The organism is Streptomyces sp. NPDC005863 (assembly GCF_042871345.1).
Lineage (GTDB): Bacteria > Actinomycetota > Actinomycetes > Streptomycetales > Streptomycetaceae > Streptomyces.
This window is the reverse complement of record NZ_JBIAII010000003.1, coordinates 1-22,417: the sequence shown is the minus strand read 5'-3', so window position 1 is coordinate 22,417 and position 22,417 is coordinate 1. Positions and strand designations below refer to the sequence as shown.

Here is a 22,417-nt window from a genome sequence, read left to right as displayed (position 1 = left end):
CGGCGACATAAACGCAAGCGCGCCCTGCGTTAAGATGGGCGTCATGAAGGAGCCTCGGCCGCCGGCCACCCCGCCGACACCCGCCCCCGCCCCCGCCCGCCGCCCGGGAGGCCGCAGCGCCCGGGTCCGCACCGCCGTCCACCAGGCCGTCACCGAACTCATCGCCGAACGCGGCTACGGCACCTTCACCGTCGGCGACGTCGCCACCCGCGCCGGCGTCGCGGACAGCAGCATCTACCGGCGCTGGGGCACCCTGGAGGCGCTCCTCATGGACGCGGTCGTCAGCCGCCTGACCGAGCACTCACCCGTGCCCGACACCGGCAGCCTCCGCACGGACCTGCGCTCCTTCGCCGCCAAGGCCGCCGAGGACGTCACCGGCCCGGACGGCCTGGCACTGCTGCGCACCGTCCTCGCCGCACTGGCCACCGGCCCCGGCGGCGAGTCGGCCCGCGACAAGTTCCTCGCCGTCCGCTCCGAACAGCTCCAGGGCATGCTGGAGCGCGCCCGCGCCCGCGGCGAGGACGCCCCCGACGTGCTGGGAGTGCTGGACGGTGTCCTGGCGCCGATCTACATGCGGGTGCTGTTCGGCGTCGTACCGCTGACGCCGGAGTACGTCGACGGCCTGGTCGAGAGCACACTCGCGCGCTGCTCGGGGTGACGTTCGAGGGGCTTCCACTCGTACGGGTCGAGTGAGGCGGCGCGCACCCCGCGTGCACGTCGTGCGTGCGGTGTGATTTGGGTCACAGGGTGGTCGGTCATTGGCGTAGACCTCGCTGCAAGGGCCTCTGTAAACCCCGTGGTCACACTCCGTTACCCATCAGTACCTGGTGACGTTGTGCAGCGTTCAATGATCACTGCGTGATTTTCGAACCCCTGCGCGTGCGTGTTCGGCAACATCGCGAGGTTGAGTAACCCTCACCAGTGGGTGACGGGACGCGAGTTGACGGTCGCCCTTCGCTTCAAGCCCTCATGAAGGACTCATGAACGATGATGTCCACGCGGAGGACGGCAGCAGCCCGGTAGCCGAGTCCGTGCTGCCTCTGCCGCTGGAATTCGAGACGCTCTACCTGAGCAACCAGGAAGCGTTTCACTCCTACGCGTTGCTGCGACTCGGCACCAACGCGGCCGCCGAAGACGCGGTACACCGCGCGTTCCTCGAAATCCTGCAGCACTGGTCCGCGCTGACCGGGGAGAACGACCTCCACCAACAGACATGGGCGATCCTGCGCCGCGTCGTCATGTCCGAGGCACTCAAAGCCTTCCGCAAACGCCTGGCACTCCTGCCCAGCGACATAGGCCTCTTCCGCGCCATGTGCAAACTCCCGCCCCGCCAGTTCGACGTCATCGTCCTGCGCCACGTCCTGCAGTACGACACCCAGGGGATCAGCTGGTACATGGGCGTCACACCCAGCACCGTCGACTACCACTGCCGCAAAGCGAAGGAGCGGCTCGAGCCCGCCGTGGCCTCATACATCAAGACCGAGGGGGACCGGAAATGACCACCATGGAGACACTTCTGGCGCAGGTCGGCACAGAACTACGCACGCGCCGACGGCCGTTCGACGTAGGAGCCGGACTGCGCCGACTCGCCGAGGACGCCGGCTACGTACCCCACTCCCAAGACGTCCCACCCGTCGCACGAGCCCGCCGCCAACTCACCGCCCTGGTACGCGCCACACTCGACCAGGCCGGCGCCGCCATCCACATCGAACGACTCGCCCAAGAAATCGGCGAAGGCGGACCCGACGGAAACCGCACCCCCCTCAAAGACCTCGACATCGGCGGCGCCCACATCTTCGCCTGCATGCTCCACCTCGCCGACCACCCCGAAAGCGCACAGTTCTGGTGGCAACTCGCCGCCGGCGCCCAGAACCGCGCCGCCGCCCACTGCCTCCACCTGCACCACCTCGGACGCGGCGAAAGCACCGAAGCCGCCCACTGGCTCGACCAACTGCAGCACTGCCACGACGACCCGGACGACGCCACCGCCCACCACCCGCCCCACACCACCCGCGAACCCGGCATCAGCGCCGAAGTGGAACGCCTCGCCGCCCGCGACGACACCGACGCCGTCCTCGTCTGCCGCCCCGAACGCGAAATCGCCGACCGGCTCCAGCACTTCGCCCAACAACACTGACCCGCAACGGCAGCGCACGACACCCACAGCAAAGAGCCTGCCCGACGGTCCCTCGGTTCCTAGGCCACCGACCGCGGACAGGCTCCTCCACAGGCACGCCCCCAGGAGGGCCACCCATGCGAAAGCGTAAGCCGACCCCCCGACGCACAACCAGTGCCCCACCGGACAACAGCCCCCGCCGCGACGCCGCCACCCACCTCCTGCGCGGCACCTGCTACGGCCTCGGCACCAGCCTCGCCGGCCTCGCCGCCTGGTGGATCCAGCGCCATGGCTGACCACCCGGGCAGAGGCGCATTCGCCCGCTGGCTGCTGCGCCAGTACCGACTGGCCGGCCACGCCGAAGACGTCGAAGCACACCTGCGGATCGTCACCATCGCCGCCATCGCCCTCGACGCCGGCCTCACCCCCGAACAGACGGCCGCACTGGCCCGCACCCTCACCGTCACCCCACAAGAGGTCACCGCGGCCTACACCGCCGAAAAACGGCAACGCACCCTGGAAAAGCTCCTCGACCACCCCGGCCTCGCCGAACTCGACCACCACCTCGACCACATCGCCCGCGGATAATCACCCACCGAAAACACCTCGGAACACGGCGGAGCCGCTCATCGGAGCGGCTCCCCGCACAATTCAACACTTGTCAATAACCCTTCATGCAAAGGTTGTTGAGTAGTCACCCCCGACCAATTCTCTACCCGCCGGTAAGGCCTAGGCTCGAACCATGCGCCGAGCAAAAATCGTCTGCACCCTGGGACCCGCCACCGACTCCTACGACCAGATCAAGGCACTGGTCGAAGCCGGAATGGACGTCGCCCGCTTCAACCTCAGCCACGGCACCCACGCCGAGCACGAGGAGCGCTACCAGCGCGTGCGCAAGGCCGCCGAGGAAACCGGCCGCAGCGTCGGCATCCTCGCCGACCTTCAAGGCCCGAAGATCCGCCTCGGCCGCTTCAGCGAAGGCCCCGTACTACTCGAACGCGGCGACGACTTCACCATCACCGTCGAATCCGGCACACAAGGCGACCGCCAACACTGCGGCACCACCTACAGCGGCCTCGCCGACGACGTCACCACCGGCGAACGCATCCTCGTCGACGACGGCAAAGTGACCCTCGAAGTCACCTCCGTCGACGGACCCCGCGTCGCCACCACCGTCGTCGAAGGCGGCATGGTCTCCGACCACAAAGGCCTCAACCTCCCCGGCGTCGCCGTCTCCGTCCCCGCACTCAGCGACAAGGACGAAGCAGACCTCCGCTGGGCCCTGCACACCGGCTTCGACGTCATCGCCCTCTCCTTCGTCCGCAGCGGACGCGACATCGAAACCGTCCACCGCATCATGGACGAAGAAGACCGCCGCCTCCCCGTCATCGCCAAGGTCGAAAAACCCCAGGCCGTCGACAACATCGAAGACATCGTCGCCGCCTTCGACGGCATCATGGTCGCCCGCGGCGACCTCGGCGTCGAAATGCCCCTCGAACAAGTCCCGATCGTCCAGAAGCGCGCCATCAAACTCGCCAAGCGCAACGCCAAACCCGTCATCGTCGCCACGCAAATGCTCGACTCGATGATCGACAACTCCCGCCCCACCAGGGCCGAGGCAAGCGACGTGGCCAACGCCGTCATCGACGGCACCGACGCGGTCATGCTCTCCGGCGAGACCAGCGTCGGCAAATACCCCATCGAAACGGTCAAGACGATGGGCCGCATCGTCGAAGCGGCAGAGGAAGACATCCTCGCGAAGGGCCTGCCCCCGCTGACGGACCGCAACAAGCCCCGCACCCAGGGCGGCGCCGTCGCCCGGGCGGCCGCCGAAATGGGCGACTTCCTCGGCGCGAAGTACCTCGTCGCCTTCACGCAGTCCGGCGACACCGTCCGCCGCCTCTCCCGCTACCGCTCACCCATCCCGCTCCTCGCCTTCACCCCCGACCGGGCCACCCGCTCCCAGCTCAACCTCACGTGGGGCGTGGAAACCCTCCTCGGCCCGCACGTCGACTCCACCGACGCGATGGTCGAACAGGTCGACGAGCTGCTGCTCAAGGGCGGCCACTGCGAGCGGGGCGACATCGTGGTCATCACGGCCGGCTCCCCTCCCGGAGTCGCCGGCTCCACGAACCTGGTCCGCATCCACCACATCGGCGAGGACGACAGCCCGAAGTAGCGCGGCCGCTCAGTGTTTCGGGCCGACGTGGACGTCCATCAGAGCCACGTCGGCCTTGCGGGCGACGGAGACGTTGAACGGATTCCCGTGCCGGGTGCAGTGCGTCCAGCCGACGCCGAGCGCGTCGAGGGTGCGGGTGAAAAGGTCCCTGATGTCGTCGGACTTGTTGGTGAAGAAGTACCGAGGATATTCGTAGCGCTTGCGTACGCCGCCGACGAGGCGGGTCGTCCAATTGGTGATGCGGCAGCCGTCGGAGTGGATGAGCCCGCGAACGAAGTCCCACGGGTGGGCGTCGACGATCTCCTGCTGCCAGGGTTCGAGGGCGATCTTGCGGTCGTGCTTCTTGCCGGGGCCGTGCTGGGGGAACATGCACGACAGATGCTTCGAGTAGACCTTCACGTCATGACACCCAGTTTTGCGGGCCAGGCAGACCGCATTCTCGGGGAAGACGGCCCGTACAACTCGCTCGCACTCAGCCATGAGGCCTGGCCATGCATCGTCACAGGTGATCCGAAGGCTGGGCGCGCGGTGCGCCGAGGGCTGCGAGATGTAGCCGTCCCCGAGATACCAGCCCAGAAGGTATGCGTATGCGGCGGGGTTGACTGCATGTCCATCGCATCGCGGGCACTGAGGGGATGGTCGTGCCTGCTCCCCGCGCCTGGCGCGTTCCCGGTGCGCCCACACGCCGATCGTGCTCGCCGGTACTCCCAACGAGCGAGCGACCTCGGCGTTTGTTGTACCGCTGCGTAACAGGGTGAGTGCGTGCTGTCGCACACCTGCGTCGTGTCGCGCCATGCCGACACTCTGGGCTATGTCATATGGCGCTATGTAGCAATTAGCGGAGGTCCACGAGAACGTGGACCTCCGCTAATTGAGGGTGCCGGGTATGGGATTCGAACCCACACGTCCTTTCGGACAGAGGTGTTTGAGACCTCCGCGTCAACCAGTTGCGCCAACCCGGCTTTACGGTGCTGCGCGCTGCCGGAAGTGTACCGGGTCACCGGGCGGTGACGCAGCTAGGTACCCTGCTAGGGCAGCGCACCTGCCATGAACGAGGAGCCCCCGTGACCGCCCCCGAGTCGCCCCAGCCCACCGACGTGTCCGACGACGACAAGTCGCACGTGCCGCCGCTGACGACCCGCGTCGTCATCGCCGAGGACGAGGCCCTGATCCGGCTCGACCTCAAAGAGATGCTCGAGGAAGAGGGCTACAGCGTCGTGGGCGAGGCCGGGGACGGCCAGACGGCCGTGGAGCTGGCCCGCGAGCACAAGCCCGACCTGGTGATCCTGGACGTGAAGATGCCCGTCCTGGACGGCATCTCCGCGGCGGAGAAGATCGCCGAGGAGTCCATCGCCCCGGTGCTCATGCTCACCGCGTTCTCGCAGCGCGACCTCGTCGAGCGCGCCCGCGACGCCGGCGCGATGGCGTACCTCGTGAAGCCGTTCAGCAAGACGGACGTCGTCCCGGCGATCGAGATGGCCGTCTCGCGGTTCACGGAGCTGAAGACGCTGGAGAAGGAGGTCGCCGACCTCTCGCAGCGCCTGGAGACGCGGAAGCTGGTGGACCGGGCGAAGTCGATCCTGCAGACGGAGTACGGCTTGACGGAGCCCGCCGCGTTCCGGTGGATCCAGAAGACGTCGATGGACCGTCGCCTGTCGATGCAGCAGGTGGCGGAGGCGGTCATCGAGGACTCCGAGGAGAAGAAGGCGTCGAAGGGCTGAGCGCCCGCTCCCGTACGTACGAGGAGGCCCGCACCCGGATCCGGGGTGCGGGCTTCCTCGCGTACAGGCGGGGCGGGCGCTCAGTCCTCGCCGAGGTACGCCTTGCGCACGGACTCGTCGTGCAGGAGGTCGCCGCCCGTGCCGGAGAGGACGACCTTGCCGACCTCCATGACGTGGCCGTGGTCGGCGAGGGAGAGCGCCGCCTGGGCGTTCTGTTCGACGAGGAGGATCGTCGTGCCCTGGGACTTCAGCTCGGCGATGGTCGCCATGATCTTCTGCATCATGATCGGTGAGAGGCCCATGGAGGGTTCGTCGAGCATGAGGAGTTTGGGCTGGGACATGAGGGCGCGGCCCATGGCGAGCATTTGTTGTTCGCCGCCCGAGAGGGTGCCGGCGGCCTGTTTCTTGCGTTCGCCGAGGATGGGGAAGAGTTCGTACGCGCGGTTGATGTCCTTTTCGATGCCTGCTCGGTCGGAGCGTAGATAGGCGCCGAGGCGGAGGTTGTTCTCGATGGTCATGCGGGGGAAGATGTGGCGGCCTTCGGGGGAGTGGGCCAGGCCGAGTGCGACGATTTGGTCGGCGCGGTATTTGCGGAGTGCTTTGCCGTTGAATTTTATGGAGCCGCCGACCGGCTTGAGGAGGCCGGATATGGTGCGGAGTGTGGTGGTTTTTCCCGCGCCGTTGGTGCCGATGAGGGTGACGACCTCGCCGGCGTCGACGGTGAAGCTGATGCCTTTGACGGCTTCGATCTTGCCGTAGGCGACGCGGAGGTCCTCTACTTCGAGGAGTGCGGTCATGTGTTGTTCTCCTCGAAGGGCTCGCCGAGGTAGGCGGCGATGACGCGGTCGTCCTGTTGCACGGTTTCGCTGGTGCCTTCGACGAGTTTCTCGCCTTGGACGAGGACGGCGACGCGGTCGCAGAGGTTGAAGATGAAGCGCATGTCGTGCTCGATGACGAGGACGGCGATGCCCATTTCCCGGATGGCGAAGACGAGTTCTTCGGTGGCGCGGGTTTCCTGCGGGTTCATGCCGGCGGTGGGTTCGTCGAGGAGCAGGAGGCCGGGTTCGCTGGCGAGGGCTCGGGCGATCTCCAGTTTGCGCTGTTCTCCGTAGGGGAGGTTGCGCGAGAGGTGTTCGGCTTTCGCGGCGAGTCCGACGAATTCGAGGAGTTCCATGGCGCGGGCCTTGGAGGCGGCTTCGGCCTTGTGGAATCCGGGGCCGCGGAGCAGCGCGGACCAGAGGCCTTCCTTGGTGCGGGTGTGGCGGCCGACGAGCACGTTTTCCAGGACGGTCATGTTGGCGAAGAGGCGGATGTTCTGGAAGGTGCGGGCGATGCCTGCTGCGGTGACTTTGAAGGATTTGGCGGGCAGGACGCTGCCTTTGTAGCGGACTTCGCCTTCGGTGGGGATGTACAGGCCGGTGAGGCAGTTGAAGAAGGTGGTTTTTCCTGCGCCGTTGGGGCCGATGAGGCCGACGATTTCGCCGGTGTTGACGGTGAGGTCGACGTTGCGTACGGCGGTGAGGCCGCCGAAGCGCATGGTGACGCCGCGGGCGTCGAGGACGTTTTGGCCTGCCGGGGTGGCGGGGGTGGTGTCCTCTTTGGTGGTGTCCGTGGTCATGGGTCAGACCCCTGTCTTGCTGAGGGCTGCGGGGGGCGGCGTCTCGCCGGGGCTGAGTTCGGCCTCGTGGAATTCGAGTTGGCGGCGGCGGTTGGGGATGAGGCCTTCGGGGCGGAAGCGCATGAGGAGTGCGAGGGCGAGTCCGAAGGCGAAGAGCTGGTAGTCGCCGAGGAATTGGAGTTTGTTGGGGATGAGGTAGAGCAGTGAGGCGCCGACGAGGGGTCCGCTGATGGTTCCCATGCCGCCGAGGACGACGGCGGCGAGGAGGAAGGCGGAGTTGGGTGGTACGGAGTTGGCGAATTGGTACTGCTCGGGGGTGACGGTGTAGGTCACGTGGGCTTGGACGGTGCCGGCGAGGCCGGCGAGGGATGCGCCGAGGGCGAAGGCGATGAGTTTGACGCGGAAGCCGTTGATGCCCATGGCGAGTGCGGCGGTTTCGTCTTCGCGGATGGCGACCCAGGCGCGGCCGATGCGGCTGTCGCCGCTGCGTCGGAAGACGAGGACGACGACGAGGGTGATGAGCAGCATCAGGAAGAAGTAGTTGGCGAAGCGGCCGATGGTCTGGCCGAGGATGCTGTGTTCCGCGCCGAAGTCGAAGCCGAAGATCTTGAGGTTGGGGATGGAGGAGATGCCGTTGGATCCGTTGGTGATGTCGGGTCCGGAGCTGCCGTCGCTGTTGTTGGCGGCGAGGCGGAAGATTTCGCCGAATCCGAGGGTGACGATGGCGAGGTAGTCGCCGCGCAGGCGGAGGGTGGGGGCGCCGATGAGGACGCCGAAGACGAGGCTGGCGCCGGCGCCGACGAGGATGGCGCCCCAGAAGGGGAGGTGGATGTCGAAGGGGGAGGAGGGGGTTCCGGAGACCATGGATGCGGCGTAGGCGCCGACGCCGAGGAAGGCGACGTATCCGAGGTCGAGGAGGCCTGCGAGTCCGACGACGATGTTCAGGCCGAGGGCGACGGTGGCGAAGATGAGGATGTAGACGCCGATGGTGGCGTATTGGTCGTCGCTCTGGGTGAAGGGGAAGGCTGCGGCGGCGAGGAAGGCGCCGATGAGGGTGATGTTGCGGTGGCGTGCGGTGTAGGTGGAGATCTGGGCGACGAGGCCGGCTTTGGCGAGGGCGGCGAAGCCGAAGCCGACGGTGATGAGGAAGCCGATGAAGAGTTCGTCGTATTCGGTGCCGATGCCGTAGGTGAAGACGAGGAGGCCGGTGGCGAGGGCGGCGACGATGATGAGGATCTCGACGTAGGAGTTGAGTGTGCGGGGTGGTGCGGGGGTGTCGGCGGTGAAGGCGCCCTTGATGCTGGTGCGGCTGTTGCGGGCGCGGTGTTTGTACTGTTCCCAGGTGCTGTCTTCGGGGTCGACCGGGTAGGTGTGGGGTCGTTCGAAGGGCAGGGCGAGGGCGCCGGCGAGGGCGGCGAGGGTGGCGAGGGCGACGATCCAGCCGCCGGGTTCGAGGTTGGCGAGGCCGCCGAGTTTGTCGCTGATGGCGATGATCGTGTACCAGGCGGTGGCGAAGGCGGCGAGTGCGGCGTATTTGAGGGCGGCGTCGGCTCCGGCGGGGGCGAGGGCGCGCAGGCCCTTGATGCCGTAGGAGGCGAGTCCGTACACGGTGGTGAGGGCGCCGGCGATGAGGACGAGCCATTGGAGGCCGCCGGGGTAGCCGTAGACGGTGAGGTCGCCGGGGAATTTCGCGGTCCAGGTCCAGGCGAGGAACGCGGAGATGACGGTGAGGATGCCGCCGCCGGTGGCGAGTGCGCGGGCGGGGCCGACGGGGATGGGGATGAGTCCGGTGGCGGCCTTGTCCTTGTGGAGGTCCTGCGGGCGGGGGCCGTCGGCTGCGGTGGTCTGTGTGGTCATGGTGGTCACGCCCTGTCCGCGACGCGCTCGCCGAGTAGGCCTTGGGGCCTGACGAGGAGGACGATGATGAGGAGTACGAAGGCCCAGACGTCGGCCCAGGACTGGCCGCCGAGTTTGTCCATGCCGGGGACGTCGTTGATGTAGGCGGTGGCCATGGATTCGGCGAGGCCGAGGACGACGCCGCCGATCATGGCGCCGTAGATGTTGCCGATGCCGCCGAGTACGGCCGCGGTGAAGGCTTTGAGGCCGAGGATGAAGCCCATGCGGAAGTCGATCTGGCCATATTTGAGGCCGCGGGCGACGGCGGCGATGCCGGCGAAGGCGGCGCCGATGGCGAAGGCGACGACGATGACGCGGTCGGTGTTGATCCCCATGAGTTTGGCGGTGTCGGGGTCTTGTGCGGTGGCTTGCATGCCGCGTCCGATGCGGGTCTTCATGACGAACCAGCCGAGGGCGACCATGCAGATGGGGGCGGCGACGAGGAGGAAGATGTCGCCGGGTTGCATGGTGACGGAGCCGATGTGGATGGATCCGCCGGGCAGTTCGGGGAAGGAGCGGGCGGATTTCGCTTCGGGGTACCAGGCCCAGACGGCTTGTTGGAGGGCGAGCGAGAGGCCGATGGCGGTGATGAGGGGGGCCAGGCGTGGGGCTTCTCGCAGGGGCCGGTAGGCGAAGCGTTCGGCGCCGACGGCGATGGTGGTGGAGACGAAGATCGCGCCGATGAGCATGAGGGGGACGGCTGCCCACATGCTGGTGCCCGAGGGGAGCCAGAGCCAGACGGTGAGGGCGCCGAATCCGCCGGTCATGAAGATCTCGCCGTGGGCGAAGTTGATGAGCTGGACGATGCCGTAGACCATTGTGTAGCCGATGGCGATGAGGCCGTACATGGATCCCAATAGCAGGCCGTTGACCAGCTGTTGCGGCAGTTCGTGCACCGCAGGTCCTCCGAGTCTTTCGTTGTCGTGCGGCTGTTGCGCGGGGGGCTCGGGGGCCGGCGCGCGGCCGTACGCTCCTGGTGACGAGTGCGACGGATGCGACGCCGCGCGGGGCGCTTGCTTGTCAGCGCCCCGCGCGGTCGGTCGTGGGCTGCGGGCCGGGTGTCAGTTGGACCCGGAGTAGGTGCCCGATTCGACGGGCTTCCAGCCGCTCTTGGGGTCGGTCGTCTTGACCTGGTAGACGGTGAGCTGCTTGTTGGTCGCGTCGCCGTATTCGTCGAAGGAGACCTTGCCGGTGACGCCGTCGAAGGAGACGCTCTTCATGGCGTCGATGACCTTGGTGCGGGCGTCGTCGGGCAGTTTGCCGTCATTGTCGTCGACGATCTTCTTGACGGCTTCGATGATGGCCCAGGCGCTGTCGTAGGAGTAGCCGCCGTAGGCCTCGTAGGCCTCCTTGAAGCCGGCCTTCTTGTAGTTGGCGATGAACTCCTTGGCGGAGGGGAGTTCTTCGACGGGCTGGCCGACGGAGGTGGCGTAGTCGCCGACGCCCTGCTTGCCGGAGAGCTTGATGAAGTCGGCGCTGTAGATGCCGTCGCCGCCGACGAGGGGGGCCTTGGAGCCTGCCTGCTTCATCTGCTTGCTGAGGGGTCCGGCCTGCGGGTATTCGCCGCCGTAGTAGACGAGGTCGGCGTCGGAGTTGCGGATCTTGGTGGCGACGGCGCCGAAGTCCTTGGTGTCGGGGTTGATGTGTTCGGTGCCGACGACCTTGCCGCCGAGTTTGGTGAACTCGTCCTTGAAGGTGGCGGCGAGTCCGGCGCCGTAGGTCTTCTTGTCGTCGACGACGAAGACCTTCTTCTTCTTGGCCTTGTTGTACAGGTACTGGGCGGCGAACGGTCCCTGGATCGCGTCGGTGGTGGCCGTGCGGAAGTAGGACTTGTAGGGGCGCGCCTTCTTGCCGCCGTTCCAGTCCGGGCCCTGGGTGAGGGCGGGGTTGGTGTTGGCGGGGGAGACCTGGACGAGTTTGGCGTCGTCGAAGACCTTCTGCATGGATTCGGCGACGGAGGAGTTCAGGGGGCCGACGGCGCCGAGGACGTCCTTGTCGGCGACGAACTTGGTGGCGTTGGTCTGGCCGGACGAGGGCTGTCCCTGGTCGTCGAGAGCCTCGATCTTGAAGGTGACGCCGTCGACGTACTTCTTCTGGTTGGCCTGTTTGGTGGCGAGGTCGACGGAGTTGCGGATGCCGAGGCCCAGTGCGGAGAGTTCACCGGTCAGGGGCGCGTCGACGCCGATGACCACGGTGGTGCCGCCCCCACCGGCCTCGTCCCCGTCGTCCTTGTCGTCGCGCGAGCCACAGGCGGTGAGGGTGAGAGCCCCCGCGGTGAGTGCAGCGGTGATGGCTATGAGCGAACGTTGACGCACGATCAGTCCTTTCCCCTGGCACGGCTGTCCCTTGTTGGGATGCCGAGTCGAGCGCGGAACCGAACTGAGAGGAATCCGGTGGGCGCGGTGACTGGCCGTGACTCTAAGGGGGGCTTTGTTCTTGGTGGAGTGGTCGGACCAAGGCTGTGACGCTCTTGTTATGCCACGGAGTATTCCGGGCTGGAACGCGGGGGGCGGTTGGGGCTGAATATAGCCTTGTTCGGTGGATCTCGACGTATCCACATGGTGAGAACTTCCAGCGCAAGTGGCAGGACTGAAAAGGCGTTTGACTCATGACACCGGTGTTCGCGGGCATGCGGAGCCGAGAGCCCCGGAAAGATCATTCGCGTATTCCGGACCCAGGATGTAACTCTGCTTCTCGATTGCGCGTTTATTACGCAGAGTTACTTCGAGGAAAGGGAGTCCTGCATTCCGCGGTACTTCTCCGCATTCGCGAATGTGCATCCTGATGATCAACTTCCGGGGTGCTCCCGTTTTGACCGTGAAAGGGGTGGGAGGGCCTGTGCTGACCGAAAGAGCTGCCGACGGCTGAGCGATCCGGCGCACGGCCACCGGTGGCCCCGACTCCTGCGCGAACGCGACGGCGAAGGTGAAACTCCGGTCCCCGGCCCGGGGGCGCGACATCTCTCCGGCATACGTCACGGACACGCTCTGCGACGGCCACGGCGTGGGGGGAGGCGGGGGCGGAGGGGGCGGTTCCGGGCGGGTCAGATACAGCGCGAGCCCCGCCGCGCCGGCCAGCGCGGCGGCGGTGACGGAGAGCGCGGCGCGGCGCCTGCGCCGCTGGCGGGGGGCGGGTGGGGCCGGGAGCGCGAGGGCCGGCTCGTGGTCCCAGGTGTCCTCGCCCGGTTCGACCGGGCCGATGGCGTTCACACCCACGGCCCGCCGCTCGGTCCGCCGTCGCGGTACCGGTCGGCGCACCGCTCGCGTGCCTGACGGTCGATCAACTTCCGCCTGGCGGCGTCGGTTTCACGCCTGCGTTCGACGCGGGCGGCGTCCAGGATGTCGCGCAGGATCTGGTACTGCCCGTTGGACAGACCCATCGACTGGTAGTCGCCGTATCCCCGGTCGCCCGAGTCGTAGATCTGCCGCGCCAAGGTGTTGACGACGTGGGCGCACAGGCCGGCCGGGGACGTGGTCGGGGAGGAGGGGCGGGGGGCGGTGCCGCGGTCGCCGGGGTCGGATTCGGTGCATCCGGCGGCGGCGACGGCGGCGAGGGCGAGCGCACAGAGCGGTATCCGGTGCCTCATGCGCCGACGCTAGTCCGGAGCCGCACGCTCCGACAATGCGCCTGCGCCCGCCCTTCTTGTGGGTTGTCCGCCCGCCCCGCCGGGGCGGAAGGGGGTCAGCCGGCCGAGCCGGGCTGCGGGAGCGCGTCCCGCAGCATGCAGGTCAGCCGGGCGCTGCACACCCGCTTGCCCTGCTCGTCGCTGATCACGATGTCGTACGTCGCCGTCGAGCGGCCGCGGTGCACGGGCGTCGCCACCCCGGTGACCAGACCGGAGCGGGCTCCGCGGTGGTGCGTGCAGTTCAGGTCGACGCCGACGGCGAGCTTGCTCGCGCCGCCGTGCAGCATCGCGCCGACCGAGCCGAGGGTCTCGGCGAGCACCGCGGACGCGCCGCCGTGCAGCAGTCCGTACGGCTGGGTGTTCCCCTCGACGGGCATGGTGCCGACGACGCGGTCCGCCGAGGCCTCCAGGACCTGCACGCCCATGCGGGTGCCGAGGTGCCCCGCGGAGAACAGGGCGGGCAGGTCGACACCGAGCGAGGCGTACTCGTCGAGGACCTCCTGCGGGAACTTCACGCTGTGCTGCTCACCCATGGGGACCGGCTCCGTTCGTTCGTCGTCCACCTGACGCTGAGCAAACGCTCAGTCGATCGCCGATTGTTCCAGGCGTACGACGACGGACTTGCTGGCAGGGGTGTTGCTGGTGTCGGCGGTCGCGTCCAGCGGCACCAGGACGTTGGTCTCCGGGTAGTACGCGGCCGCGCAGCCCCGGGCCGTCGGGTAGAGCACGATGCGAAAGCCCGGCGCGCGGCGCTCCACGCCGTCCTGCCACTCGCTGACCAGGTCGGCGTAGGCCCCCTCGGTGAGGCCGAGCTCGGCGGCGTCGTCGGGGTTGACCAGCACCACGCGGCGGCCGTTCTTGATGCCGCGGTAGCGGTCGTCCAGGCCGTAGATCGTGGTGTTGTACTGGTCGTGGGAGCGCAGGGTCTGCAGCAGCAGCCGGCCCGCGGGGAGCTCGGGGTACTCCACGGGGGCGGCGGTGAAGTTGGCCTTGCCGGTGGCGGTGGGGAAGCGGCGCTCGTCGCGCGGCGCGTGCGGCAGGGCGAAGCCGCCGGGGCGCGCCACCTTGGCGTTGAAGTCCTCGAAGCCGGGGATCACGCGCGCGATGCGGTCGCGCACGGTGGCGTAGTCCTTCTCGAACTCCTCCCACGGGGTGTGCGAGGCGCTGCCGAGGACGCGGCGGGCGAGGCGGCACACGATGGCGGGCTCGGAGAGCAGCTGCTTGCCCGCGGGCTCCAGGCGGCCGCGCGAGGCGTGCACCATGCCCATGGAGTCCTCGACGGTCACGAACTGCTCGCCGCCGCCCTGCACGTCCCGCTCGGTGCGGCCCAGGGTGGGCAGGATCAGGGCGCGCGCGCCGGTGACGGCGTGCGAGCGGTTGAGCTTGGTCGACACGTGCACGGTCAGGCGTGCCTTGCGCATCGCGGCTTCGGTGACGTCGGTGTCGGGGGACGCGGCGACGAAGTTGCCGCCCATCGCGAAGAAGACCTTCGCCTCGCCGTCGCGCAGCGCCTTGATGGCGCGGACGACGTCCAGGCCGTGGTGGCGGGGCGGGGCGAAGCCGAACTCCTTCTCCAGAGCGTCGAGGAAGGCGGGCGCGGGGCGCTCGAAGATGCCCATCGTGCGGTCGCCCTGCACGTTCGAGTGGCCGCGGACGGGGCAGACGCCCGCGCCGGGGCGGCCGATGTTGCCGCGCAGCAGAAGGAAGTTGACGACCTCGCGGATGGTCGGCACGGCGTGCTTGTGCTGGGTGAGGCCCATCGCCCAGCACACGACGGTGCGCTTCGAGGCGAGGACCATGCGCAGTGCTTCCTCGATGCGTTCGCGCTCCAGGCCGGTGGCCCGCAGGGTGTCGTCCCAGTCGGCGGCGCGCGCGGCGTGGACGAAGTCCTCGTATCCGTGGGTGTGTTCGCGGACGAACGCCTCGTCGACGGCGCCGTCGGTCTCCAGGATCAGCTTGTTGAGGAGACGGAAGAGGGCCTGGTCGCCGCCGAGGCGGATCTGCAGGAAGAGGTCGGTGAGGGCGGTGCCCTTGAGCATGCCCTGGGGAGTCTGCGGGTTCTTGAAGCGCTCCAGGCCGGCCTCGGGCAGCGGGTTGACCGTGATGATCTTCGCGCCGTTGTTCTTGGCCTTCTCCAGGGCGGAGAGCATGCGCGGGTGGTTGGTGCCCGGGTTCTGCCCGGCGACGATGATCAGGTCCGACTTGTAGAGGTCCTCCAGGAGGACGCTGCCCTTGCCGATGCCGATGGTCTCGGTGAGCGCCGAGCCGGACGACTCGTGGCACATGTTCGAGCAGTCGGGGAGGTTGTTGGTGCCGAGCTCGCGGGCGAACAGCTGGTAGAGGAACGCCGCCTCGTTGCTGGTGCGGCCCGAGGTGTAGAAGACGGACTCGTCGGGGGAGTCCAGGGCGGCGATCTCCTCGGCGACGATGTCGAAGGCCCGCTCCCAGGAGACCGGCTCGTACCGCTCGGCGCCCTCCGCCAGGTACATGGGGTGGGTGAGGCGGCCCTGCTGGCCCAGCCAGTACCCACTGCGGCCCGCGAGGTCGGCGACGGGGTGCGCGGCGAAGAAGTCGGGCGTGACGCGGCGCAGGGTGGCCTCTTCGGCGACGGCCTTCGCGCCGTTCTCACAGAACTCCGCCGCGTGCCGGTGGTCGGGCTCGGGCCAGGCGCAGCCGGGGCAGTCGAAGCCGTCCTTCTGGTTGACGCGGAGCAGGGTGAGCGCCGTGCGCCGCACGCCCATCTGCTGCTGTGCGATGCGCAGCGTGTGCCCGATGGCGGGCAGGCCCGCGGCCGCGTGCTGTGCCGGCGCGACCTGCGGCGCGTCCTGGACCGGATCGCCCTTGGGCGGCTTGCTTGCCATGGTCGGCTCCCCTTCGAGCACCTGCGCTGCCTACGGCTCCCACCTGCGTGAGCTACGTCTCCGATCCTCCCACGGGCCGGTGACAATGCAGGGCGCAGGGGCGGCACGGGACCGGACTGTCAGTGGGGCGTGGCAGGATCGGGGACGTGGCAGAAACAGCAGCGAAGAAGAAGTCCGAGTCCGCGGCGGCCAAGGCCCAGAAGGCCGGCGGTGAGCAGCGCCCGCGCCTGATGCTCATGGACGGGCACTCCCTGGCGTACCGGGCGTTCTTCGCGCTGCCCGCGGAGAATTTCACGACCGCGACGGGCCAGCCGACGAACGCGATCTACGGCTTCGCGTCGATGCTGGCGAACACGCTGCGCGACGAGGCGCCCACGCATTTCGCGGTGGCGTTCGACGTCTCGCGCAAGACGTGGCGTTCGGAGGAGTTCCCGGAGTACAAGGCGAACCGCTCCAAGACCCCGGACGAGTTCAAGGGTCAGGTCGAGCTGATCGGCGAGATGCTCGACGCGATGCACGCGGTGCGTTTCGCGGTCGACGGCTTCGAGGCGGACGACGTGATCGCCACGCTGGCCACGCAGGCGGAGGCGGCCGGCTTCGACGTGCTGATCGTCACGGGTGACCGCGACTCCTTCCAGCTGATCACCGACCATGTGACGGTGCTGTACCCCACGAAGGGCGTCTCGGAGCTGACGCGCTTCACCCCGGAGAAGGTCGTGGAGAAGTACGGCCTGACCCCCGCCCAGTACCCGGACTTCGCCGCGCTGCGCGGCGACCCGTCGGACAACCTGCCGGGCATCCCCGGTGTGGGTGAGAAGACGGCCGCGAAGTGGATCAACCAGTTCGGTTCGTTCGCCGACCTCGTCGAGCGGGCCGACGAGGTCAAGGGCAAGGCGGGGCAGAACTTCCGGGACCACCTGGAGTCGGTCAAGCTCAACCGCGTCCTGACCGAGATGGTGCGGGACGTCGAACTGCCCAAGACGGTGACCGACTTGGAGCGCGCGGCCTACGACCGTACGGCGCTGGCGATGGTCCTGGACACCCTGGAGATCCGTAACCCCTCGCTGCGGGAGCGGCTGCTCGCCGTCGACCCGGGCGCGCAGGAGGCGGACCAGACGCCGGCGGAGCCGGGTGTGGAGCTGGACGGCGTGGTCCTCGGCGCGGGCGAGCTCGCCCCGTGGCTGGCCGAGCACGGCAGGGCGGTGCTCGGTGTGGCCACGGTCGACACCTGGTCGCTCGGTACGGGCACGGTCACCGAGGTGGCGCTCGCCGCGGCGGGCGGCGCGGCCGCCTGGTTCGACCCCTCGACCCTGGACGAGGCCGACGAGAACGCCTTCGCGGCGTGGATCGGCGACCCCACCAAGCCGAAGGTGCTGCACAACGCCAAGGCCGCGATGCGGGTCTTCCCGGAGCACGGCTGGACGGTGGACGGCGTCACCATGGACACGGCGCTCGCCGCGTATCTGGTGAAGCCCGGCCGCCGCTCCTTCGCCCTGGACGCGCTCTCCCTGGAGTACCTGGGCCGTGAGCTGGCGCCCGCCTCCGCGGCCGACGGTCAGCTCGCGTTCGGCACGGAGGAGGACGACCGGGCCGAGGCCGACTTCCTGATGTCGCAGGCCCGCACCGTCCTGGACCTGGGTACGGCCTTCGGCGAGAAGCTGACGGAGGTCGGCGCGAGCGATCTGCTCGCCGACATCGAGCTGCCGACGTCGGCGCTGCTCGCCCGTCTTGAGCGGCACGGCATCGCGGCGGACCGCGCCCATCTGGAGGCGATGGAGCAGCAGTTCGCGGGCGTGGTGCAGCAGGCGGTGAAGGAGGCGCACGCGGCGGCGGGCCACGAGTTCAACCTGGGCTCGCCCAAGCAGCTCCAGGAAGTCCTCTTCGGTGAGCTGAACCTCCCCAAGACGAAGAAGACGAAGACCGGTTACACCACGGACGCGGACGCGCTGGCCTGGCTGGCCGCCCAGACGGAGAACGAACTTCCGGTCATCATGCTCCGCCACCGCGAGCAGGCGAAGCTGCGGGTCACCGTCGAGGGTCTGATCAAGTCGATCGCCGCGGACGGCCGCATCCACACCACGTTCAACCAGACGGTGGCGGCGACGGGCCGGCTCTCCTCCACGGAACCGAACCTGCAGAACATCCCGGTCCGCACCGACGAGGGCCGCGCGATCCGCCGCGGTTTCGTGGTCGGCGAGGGCTTCGAGTCACTCATGACCGCGGACTACAGCCAGATCGAACTGCGCGTGATGGCGCACCTCTCCGAGGACGAGGGCCTCCTGGAGGCGTTCACCTCCGGCGAGGACCTGCACACCACGGTCGCCTCGCAGGTGTTCGGCGTCGACGGCTCGGCGGTCGACGCGGAGATGCGGCGCAAGATCAAGGCGATGTCGTACGGCCTTGCGTACGGGCTGTCCGCGTTCGGCCTCTCCCAGCAGCTGAACATCGAGGCGGGCGAGGCGCGTGCGCTGATGGACACGTACTTCGAGCGGTTCGGAGGGGTACGGGACTATCTGCGCCGCGCGGTCGACGAGGCGCGTGCGACGGGGTACACGGAGACGATGCTGGGCCGCCGCCGTTACCTCCCCGACCTCAACAGCGACAACCGCCAGCGGCGCGAGATGGCCGAGCGGATGGCGCTGAACGCGCCGATCCAGGGCACGGCGGCGGACATCGTCAAGATCGCCATGCTGAACGTCCACGGGGCGCTGACCGCGGCGAAGCTGGACTCGCGGATGCTGCTGCAGGTCCACGACGAAATCGTCCTGGAGATCGCGCCGGGCGAGCGGACGAAGGTGGAGGAGCTGGTCCGCAAGGAGATGGCAGGAGCGGTGGCCCTGCGGGCGCCGCTGGATGTGTCGGTAGGGGTGGGCCCGAACTGGGAATCCGCAGCGCACTAGCCCTCCCGGGCCGGGGGGCGGTGGGGGTACGGGGGTGTGGGGGCTCGCTTATTTGTCTGCGGGTGGGTGGGGGCTGGTCGCGCAGTTCCCCGCGCCCCTAGGGGGGCCTCCTGGGCGCTTACCTGCGGGGGTCTCCTGCACCCTCCGGGGGGCACCACGACGGACCACGCTCACCCCGTCCCCCTCAGGGGCGCGGGGAACTGCGCGAGCAACCACATCCCACCCGCAGCAAAACCCCGACACCAGCCGGGCACGACCCAGGGGCGCGGGGAACTGCGCGAGCGACCACGACGCACCCGCAGCAAAAACCCCGACACCAGCCGGGCACGACCCAGGGGCGCGGGGAACTGCGCGAGCAACCACAACGCACCCGCACCCAAAGAACCGCCCAAGCCAGCGCAGCGAACCCTCACTCGCGTGGCCCCACGCAAAGCGCCGCGCCCCCGCGCCGGGGCGCAGGATGTGGCCATGGCTTTTCACCTGCGAACGTGCCGGACGGCCCTCGCCGCGGCGCTCACCACCGTTCTGCTGGCTCCCATACCGGCGACCGCCGCCGACGCGAGCCGCCGGCAGGGTGGCGAGCTCTGCACGGCGGGCCGTGACCGTGCCTTCGCCGCCCTGATGTCCAGGGACATCAGGGCGGCGCTGTCGTCCCGGCGCGGCGCCGTCTCCATAGCCGTGCACGACACCCGCACCGGTCTCGTCTGCAACCTCGCGAGCCACCGCCGTTACGACGCGGCCAGCGTGGTCAAGGTCCTGATGATGGAGGCCGCGCTGCGCCGCGCGCAGGAGTGGGGGCGCGGCCTCACCGCCTGGGAGCGCCGCCGGATCCGCCCCATGATCACCGTGTCGGACAACACCGCGACCACCTGGCTCTGGCGGAACCTGGGCCAGCCCCGCCTCTCCCGTTTCCTGCGGCACGTCGGCACCACCTCCACCACCCTTGGCCCGTACGGTTTTTGGGGGCTGACCGGGACCACCGCCGCAGATCAGATGAAGCTGCTCGGTGTGCTCACGGGGGCCCGCGGCGATCTGCGGGCGAGCTCGCGCGCGTACGGGCTGCGACAGATGGCCGAGGTGCGGCGCGACCAGCGCTGGGGTGTGCCCGCGGGCATGCCGCGCGGTGTCCGCGCGCACCTCAAGAACGGCTGGCTGCCCCGGGCCAGATTCGGCTGGCGCGTGCACAGCGTGGGCGTGTTCACCGGTGCGGGCCGCACCTACCGCATCGTCGTCCTGTCCCACGGCAACCCCTCGATGTCGTACGGAGTGCGTACCATCGAGCGCATCGCCCAAGCCGTGCACCGCGGCCTCAACAAGGGCCGTGCGCTGGGGCAGGGCTTCACCCCGGAGAGCGAGATCAGTGAGGTCCCGGACGGGTCGGCGCCGGCGGAGGGGGAGGGCGGGAAGCCCGCCGCGTAACAGTGCTGTCGCGGGGTCCCGGCCAACCGGTAAAAACCGGGCACGAACGGGTGTCTGGGCGCCGCAAGTTGTCGTAGTGTCGCCTGAGTCGGCCCACTGAGAGTACGTACGTGCGACGACAGACGTGTACGAGGGGAAAGCGTGCACGGCGGGTGGGGCGACGCGCAACAGTCGTACATAGGGGAGGGGTGGCTCGGTCATGGCGCCGGTATTCGGCAGGCGGCTGCGTAGAGGAACGATGAGCGCCGCGGTGGCCGCGGCGGCGGTGGCGGCCCTCGCCGCATCGCAGGCGCCGGGTGTGACGGACGTACCGAGGGAGGGGACGGCGGCGGGCGCCGCGGACACGCCGCCGGCGGGCGACTCCGCGACCGGCGACTCCCCGTACTACACCGAGCTGCCGCGTCTGAAGAGCCCGGTTCCGACCGGCGACAAGAAGGGCGACGCGGAGCTGCCGGCCACCGTCCTCGACGCGTACAAGAAGGCCGAGGCCGCGCTCAACTCCGACAAGCCCGGCTGCAACCTGCCCTGGCAACTGCTCGCCGCCATCGGCCAGGTCGAGTCGGGCCAGGCCCGCGGCGGCCGCGTCGACGCGGACGGCACGACGCTCAAGGCGATCCTGGGCCCGCCCCTGAACGGCATCGGCTTCGCCAAGATCACCGACACCGACCGGGGCGTCTACGACGACGACACGACGCACGACCGTGCCGTCGGCCCCATGCAGTTCATCCCGTCCACGTGGGAGACCTCCGGGCGGGACGGCAACAACGACGGCAAGAAGGACCCCAACAACATCTACGACGCGGCGCTCGCCGCCGGCTACTACCTCTGCGCCAACGACCGCGATCTGTCCGTCGAGGACGACCTGCACCAGGCGATCCTGAGCTACAACCGCTCGTCGGACTACCTCAACACGGTCCTGACGTGGCTGGAGCACTACCGCAAGGGCACCCACGAGATCCCCGACGGCACCGGCGACCTGCCGGGCGACCGCAGCGACGCCCCGGTCCCGGGCCTCCTGCCGCACCCGAGGACGCCCAGCCCCCCGTCGTACACGCCGCCCGAGCAGGGCACGAAGCCGGGCTCCGGCGACAAGCCCGGCCACCACGGCGGCAGCAACGATCCCAGGCCGCCGCACGGCGGGGGCGGCGGTCACCAGACCCCCACGCCGACCGAACGCGTCGCCCGCCTGGCGAACGCCGGGACCGGCACGCTCACCGCGACGGCCGGCGACACCTTCGCCGAGCGCGTCCAGGTGCGCGCGACGGACAAGTCGGCGGCGTCCGTGAGCGGGGTCAAGGTGAAGTTCCGGGTCGTCGGCGACACCGACACCCGCTTCGCCGGCGGGGCACGGAGCGTCATGGTCACCACCGGAACCGGCGGCAAGGCCACCGCCCCGGCGCTCGAAGCGGGGGAGAAGGCGGGCGAGTTCAGCGTGCGGGCCACCGTCGTGGGCCGCAAGCTGGCCGGCGTCGACCTGGACGCGGAGGTCACCGCGCGCCGGGCCGACGCGCTCGCAAGGACCAGTGACAAGCCGCTGGTCTGCGAGCCGGGCAAGGAGTTCGCCGACCAGGTCGAGGTCAAGGCGACCTACCGGGGCCAGGCCGCCGACGGCGTCGCGGCCACCGCCACGATGATCAAGTCGGCGGCGGACGCCACCGCCAACGACAAGGGCCCCTACTTCAAGGACGCGGCAGGCAAGCCGGTCCGCTCCCTGCAGGGCCTCAAGACCGACGCGAACGGCGTCCTGAAGCTCCCGAAGATGTACGCGGACGACGCGGCGGGCACGTACCTCCTGCGCGTCGTCACCGAAGGCGGCGCCACGCTCACCGTCGAGCTGAAGGTGACCGCCCCGCAGCCCGACACGACGCCGACCACCGACCCGACCCCGGACCCGACCCCGTCGAGTGGCTCCCCGAGCGGGAAGCCGAGCGGCTCCCCGAGCACCTCACCCGGCGGGACGCCGAGCGCCTAGGGCCTGTCCGGCGGTTCTTGTCGCGGGCGCGGGGTCTGCCACGCCGACCTGCGGCGTTGTCGTCGGTTGCCAACGCTCCGCGTTGTCGCCCTCCTCCGCCTTGCATCTCG

General features: G+C 69.0%; 19 protein-coding genes and 1 tRNA gene. 10 read left to right on the top strand and 10 right to left on the bottom strand.

The window, feature by feature from the left end; genetic code table 11:
• Positions 1-43: 43 nt before the first annotated feature.
• The 6 genes from ACFYO9_RS12485 to pyk all read left to right on the top strand — a co-directional run bounded on the left by ACFYO9_RS12485 (position 44) and on the right by pyk (position 4,295).
• Complete coding sequence (locus tag ACFYO9_RS12485) at positions 44-658, top strand: TetR/AcrR family transcriptional regulator (protein WP_358778521.1); 615 nt, start codon at positions 44-46, stop codon at positions 656-658.
• 322 nt (positions 659-980) lie between these two features.
• Entirely contained in the window at positions 981-1,499 is a 519-nt protein-coding gene (locus ACFYO9_RS12480) for a sigma-70 family RNA polymerase sigma factor (protein ID WP_355813313.1), read from the top strand.
• Positions 1,496-2,137 carry a hypothetical protein gene (locus tag ACFYO9_RS12475; RefSeq protein WP_358778522.1) on the top strand — a complete coding sequence of 214 codons (642 nt, stop codon included), beginning with the start codon at positions 1,496-1,498 and terminating at the stop codon, positions 2,135-2,137. The genes ACFYO9_RS12480 and ACFYO9_RS12475 overlap by 4 nt, the downstream gene beginning before the upstream one ends.
• Positions 2,138-2,253: 116 nt before the next feature.
• Positions 2,254-2,412, top strand: a complete 159-nt coding sequence (locus ACFYO9_RS12470; protein ID WP_355813307.1) for a hypothetical protein — start codon at positions 2,254-2,256, stop codon at positions 2,410-2,412.
• A complete protein-coding gene (locus ACFYO9_RS12465) occupies positions 2,405-2,704 on the top strand; it encodes a hypothetical protein (protein ID WP_355813304.1) in 300 nt (99 codons plus the stop codon). The genes ACFYO9_RS12470 and ACFYO9_RS12465 overlap by 8 nt, the downstream gene beginning before the upstream one ends.
• 154 nt (positions 2,705-2,858) lie before the next feature.
• Complete coding sequence (gene pyk, locus ACFYO9_RS12460) at positions 2,859-4,295, top strand: pyruvate kinase (RefSeq protein ID WP_358710791.1); 1,437 nt, start codon at positions 2,859-2,861, stop codon at positions 4,293-4,295.
• Between the two features lie 9 nt (positions 4,296-4,304).
• Here pyk and ACFYO9_RS12455 read toward each other — a convergent pair whose 3' ends face one another.
• Together ACFYO9_RS12455 and ACFYO9_RS12450 are read right to left on the bottom strand one after the other, a co-directional pair.
• The gene (locus ACFYO9_RS12455; protein WP_358778523.1) at positions 4,305-5,090 is read right to left on the bottom strand and encodes a helix-turn-helix domain-containing protein; all 786 of its coding nucleotides are present in this window, start codon (positions 5,088-5,090) and stop codon (positions 4,305-4,307) included.
• Between the two features lie 83 nt (positions 5,091-5,173).
• Positions 5,174-5,257 (bottom strand) — tRNA-Leu (locus ACFYO9_RS12450).
• A gap of 102 nt (positions 5,258-5,359) precedes the next feature.
• Between ACFYO9_RS12450 and ACFYO9_RS12445 the strand changes: the two genes are divergently transcribed.
• Positions 5,360-6,016 (top strand): response regulator, encoded by a 657-nt coding sequence (locus ACFYO9_RS12445; RefSeq protein WP_355813296.1) that lies wholly within the window; start codon positions 5,360-5,362, stop codon positions 6,014-6,016.
• Between the two features lie 80 nt (positions 6,017-6,096).
• Here the strand turns inward: ACFYO9_RS12445 and ACFYO9_RS12440 are convergent, their stop codons facing one another.
• The 8 genes from ACFYO9_RS12440 to ACFYO9_RS12405 all read right to left on the bottom strand — a co-directional run bounded on the left by ACFYO9_RS12440 (position 6,097) and on the right by ACFYO9_RS12405 (position 16,016).
• The gene (locus tag ACFYO9_RS12440; protein ID WP_355817713.1) at positions 6,097-6,813 is read right to left on the bottom strand and encodes an ABC transporter ATP-binding protein; all 717 of its coding nucleotides are present in this window, start codon (positions 6,811-6,813) and stop codon (positions 6,097-6,099) included.
• On the bottom strand, positions 6,810-7,634 hold the full coding sequence (locus ACFYO9_RS12435) for an ABC transporter ATP-binding protein (RefSeq protein WP_355817715.1): 825 nt from the start codon (positions 7,632-7,634) through the stop codon (positions 6,810-6,812). Before ACFYO9_RS12435 ends, ACFYO9_RS12440 begins: the two co-directional genes overlap by 4 nt.
• Before the next feature lie 3 nt (positions 7,635-7,637).
• The gene (locus ACFYO9_RS12430; protein ID WP_358778524.1) at positions 7,638-9,491 is read right to left on the bottom strand and encodes a branched-chain amino acid ABC transporter permease; all 1,854 of its coding nucleotides are present in this window, start codon (positions 9,489-9,491) and stop codon (positions 7,638-7,640) included.
• Between the two features lie 5 nt (positions 9,492-9,496).
• Positions 9,497-10,426, bottom strand: coding sequence for a branched-chain amino acid ABC transporter permease (locus ACFYO9_RS12425; protein WP_358710798.1), 930 nt, complete (start codon positions 10,424-10,426; stop codon positions 9,497-9,499).
• 165 nt (positions 10,427-10,591) lie between these two features.
• Positions 10,592-11,845 (bottom strand): branched-chain amino acid ABC transporter substrate-binding protein, encoded by a 1,254-nt coding sequence (locus tag ACFYO9_RS12420; protein WP_358778525.1) that lies wholly within the window; start codon positions 11,843-11,845, stop codon positions 10,592-10,594.
• 890 nt (positions 11,846-12,735) lie between these two features.
• Positions 12,736-13,116 carry a hypothetical protein gene (locus ACFYO9_RS12415; RefSeq protein ID WP_358778526.1) on the bottom strand — a complete coding sequence of 127 codons (381 nt, stop codon included), beginning with the start codon at positions 13,114-13,116 and terminating at the stop codon, positions 12,736-12,738.
• A gap of 95 nt (positions 13,117-13,211) precedes the next feature.
• On the bottom strand, positions 13,212-13,688 hold the full coding sequence (locus tag ACFYO9_RS12410) for a hotdog fold thioesterase (RefSeq protein ID WP_358778527.1): 477 nt from the start codon (positions 13,686-13,688) through the stop codon (positions 13,212-13,214).
• Between the two features lie 48 nt (positions 13,689-13,736).
• Positions 13,737-16,016 carry an FdhF/YdeP family oxidoreductase gene (locus ACFYO9_RS12405; RefSeq protein ID WP_358778528.1) on the bottom strand — a complete coding sequence of 760 codons (2,280 nt, stop codon included), beginning with the start codon at positions 16,014-16,016 and terminating at the stop codon, positions 13,737-13,739.
• Positions 16,017-16,246: 230 nt separating this feature from the next.
• Here ACFYO9_RS12405 and polA point away from each other — a divergent pair, with 230 nt between their 5' ends.
• The 3 genes from polA to ACFYO9_RS12390 all read left to right on the top strand — a co-directional run bounded on the left by polA (position 16,247) and on the right by ACFYO9_RS12390 (position 22,307).
• On the top strand, positions 16,247-18,916 hold the full coding sequence (gene polA, locus ACFYO9_RS12400) for a DNA polymerase I (protein ID WP_358778532.1): 2,670 nt from the start codon (positions 16,247-16,249) through the stop codon (positions 18,914-18,916).
• A 468-nt stretch (positions 18,917-19,384) separates the two neighbouring features.
• Positions 19,385-20,335: a serine hydrolase gene (locus ACFYO9_RS12395; RefSeq protein WP_358778529.1), complete on the top strand. Its 951-nt coding sequence runs from the start codon at positions 19,385-19,387 to the stop codon at positions 20,333-20,335.
• 199 nt (positions 20,336-20,534) lie between these two features.
• Complete coding sequence (locus ACFYO9_RS12390; RefSeq protein WP_358778530.1) at positions 20,535-22,307, top strand: lytic transglycosylase domain-containing protein; 1,773 nt, start codon at positions 20,535-20,537, stop codon at positions 22,305-22,307.
• Positions 22,308-22,417 lie beyond the last annotated feature (110 nt).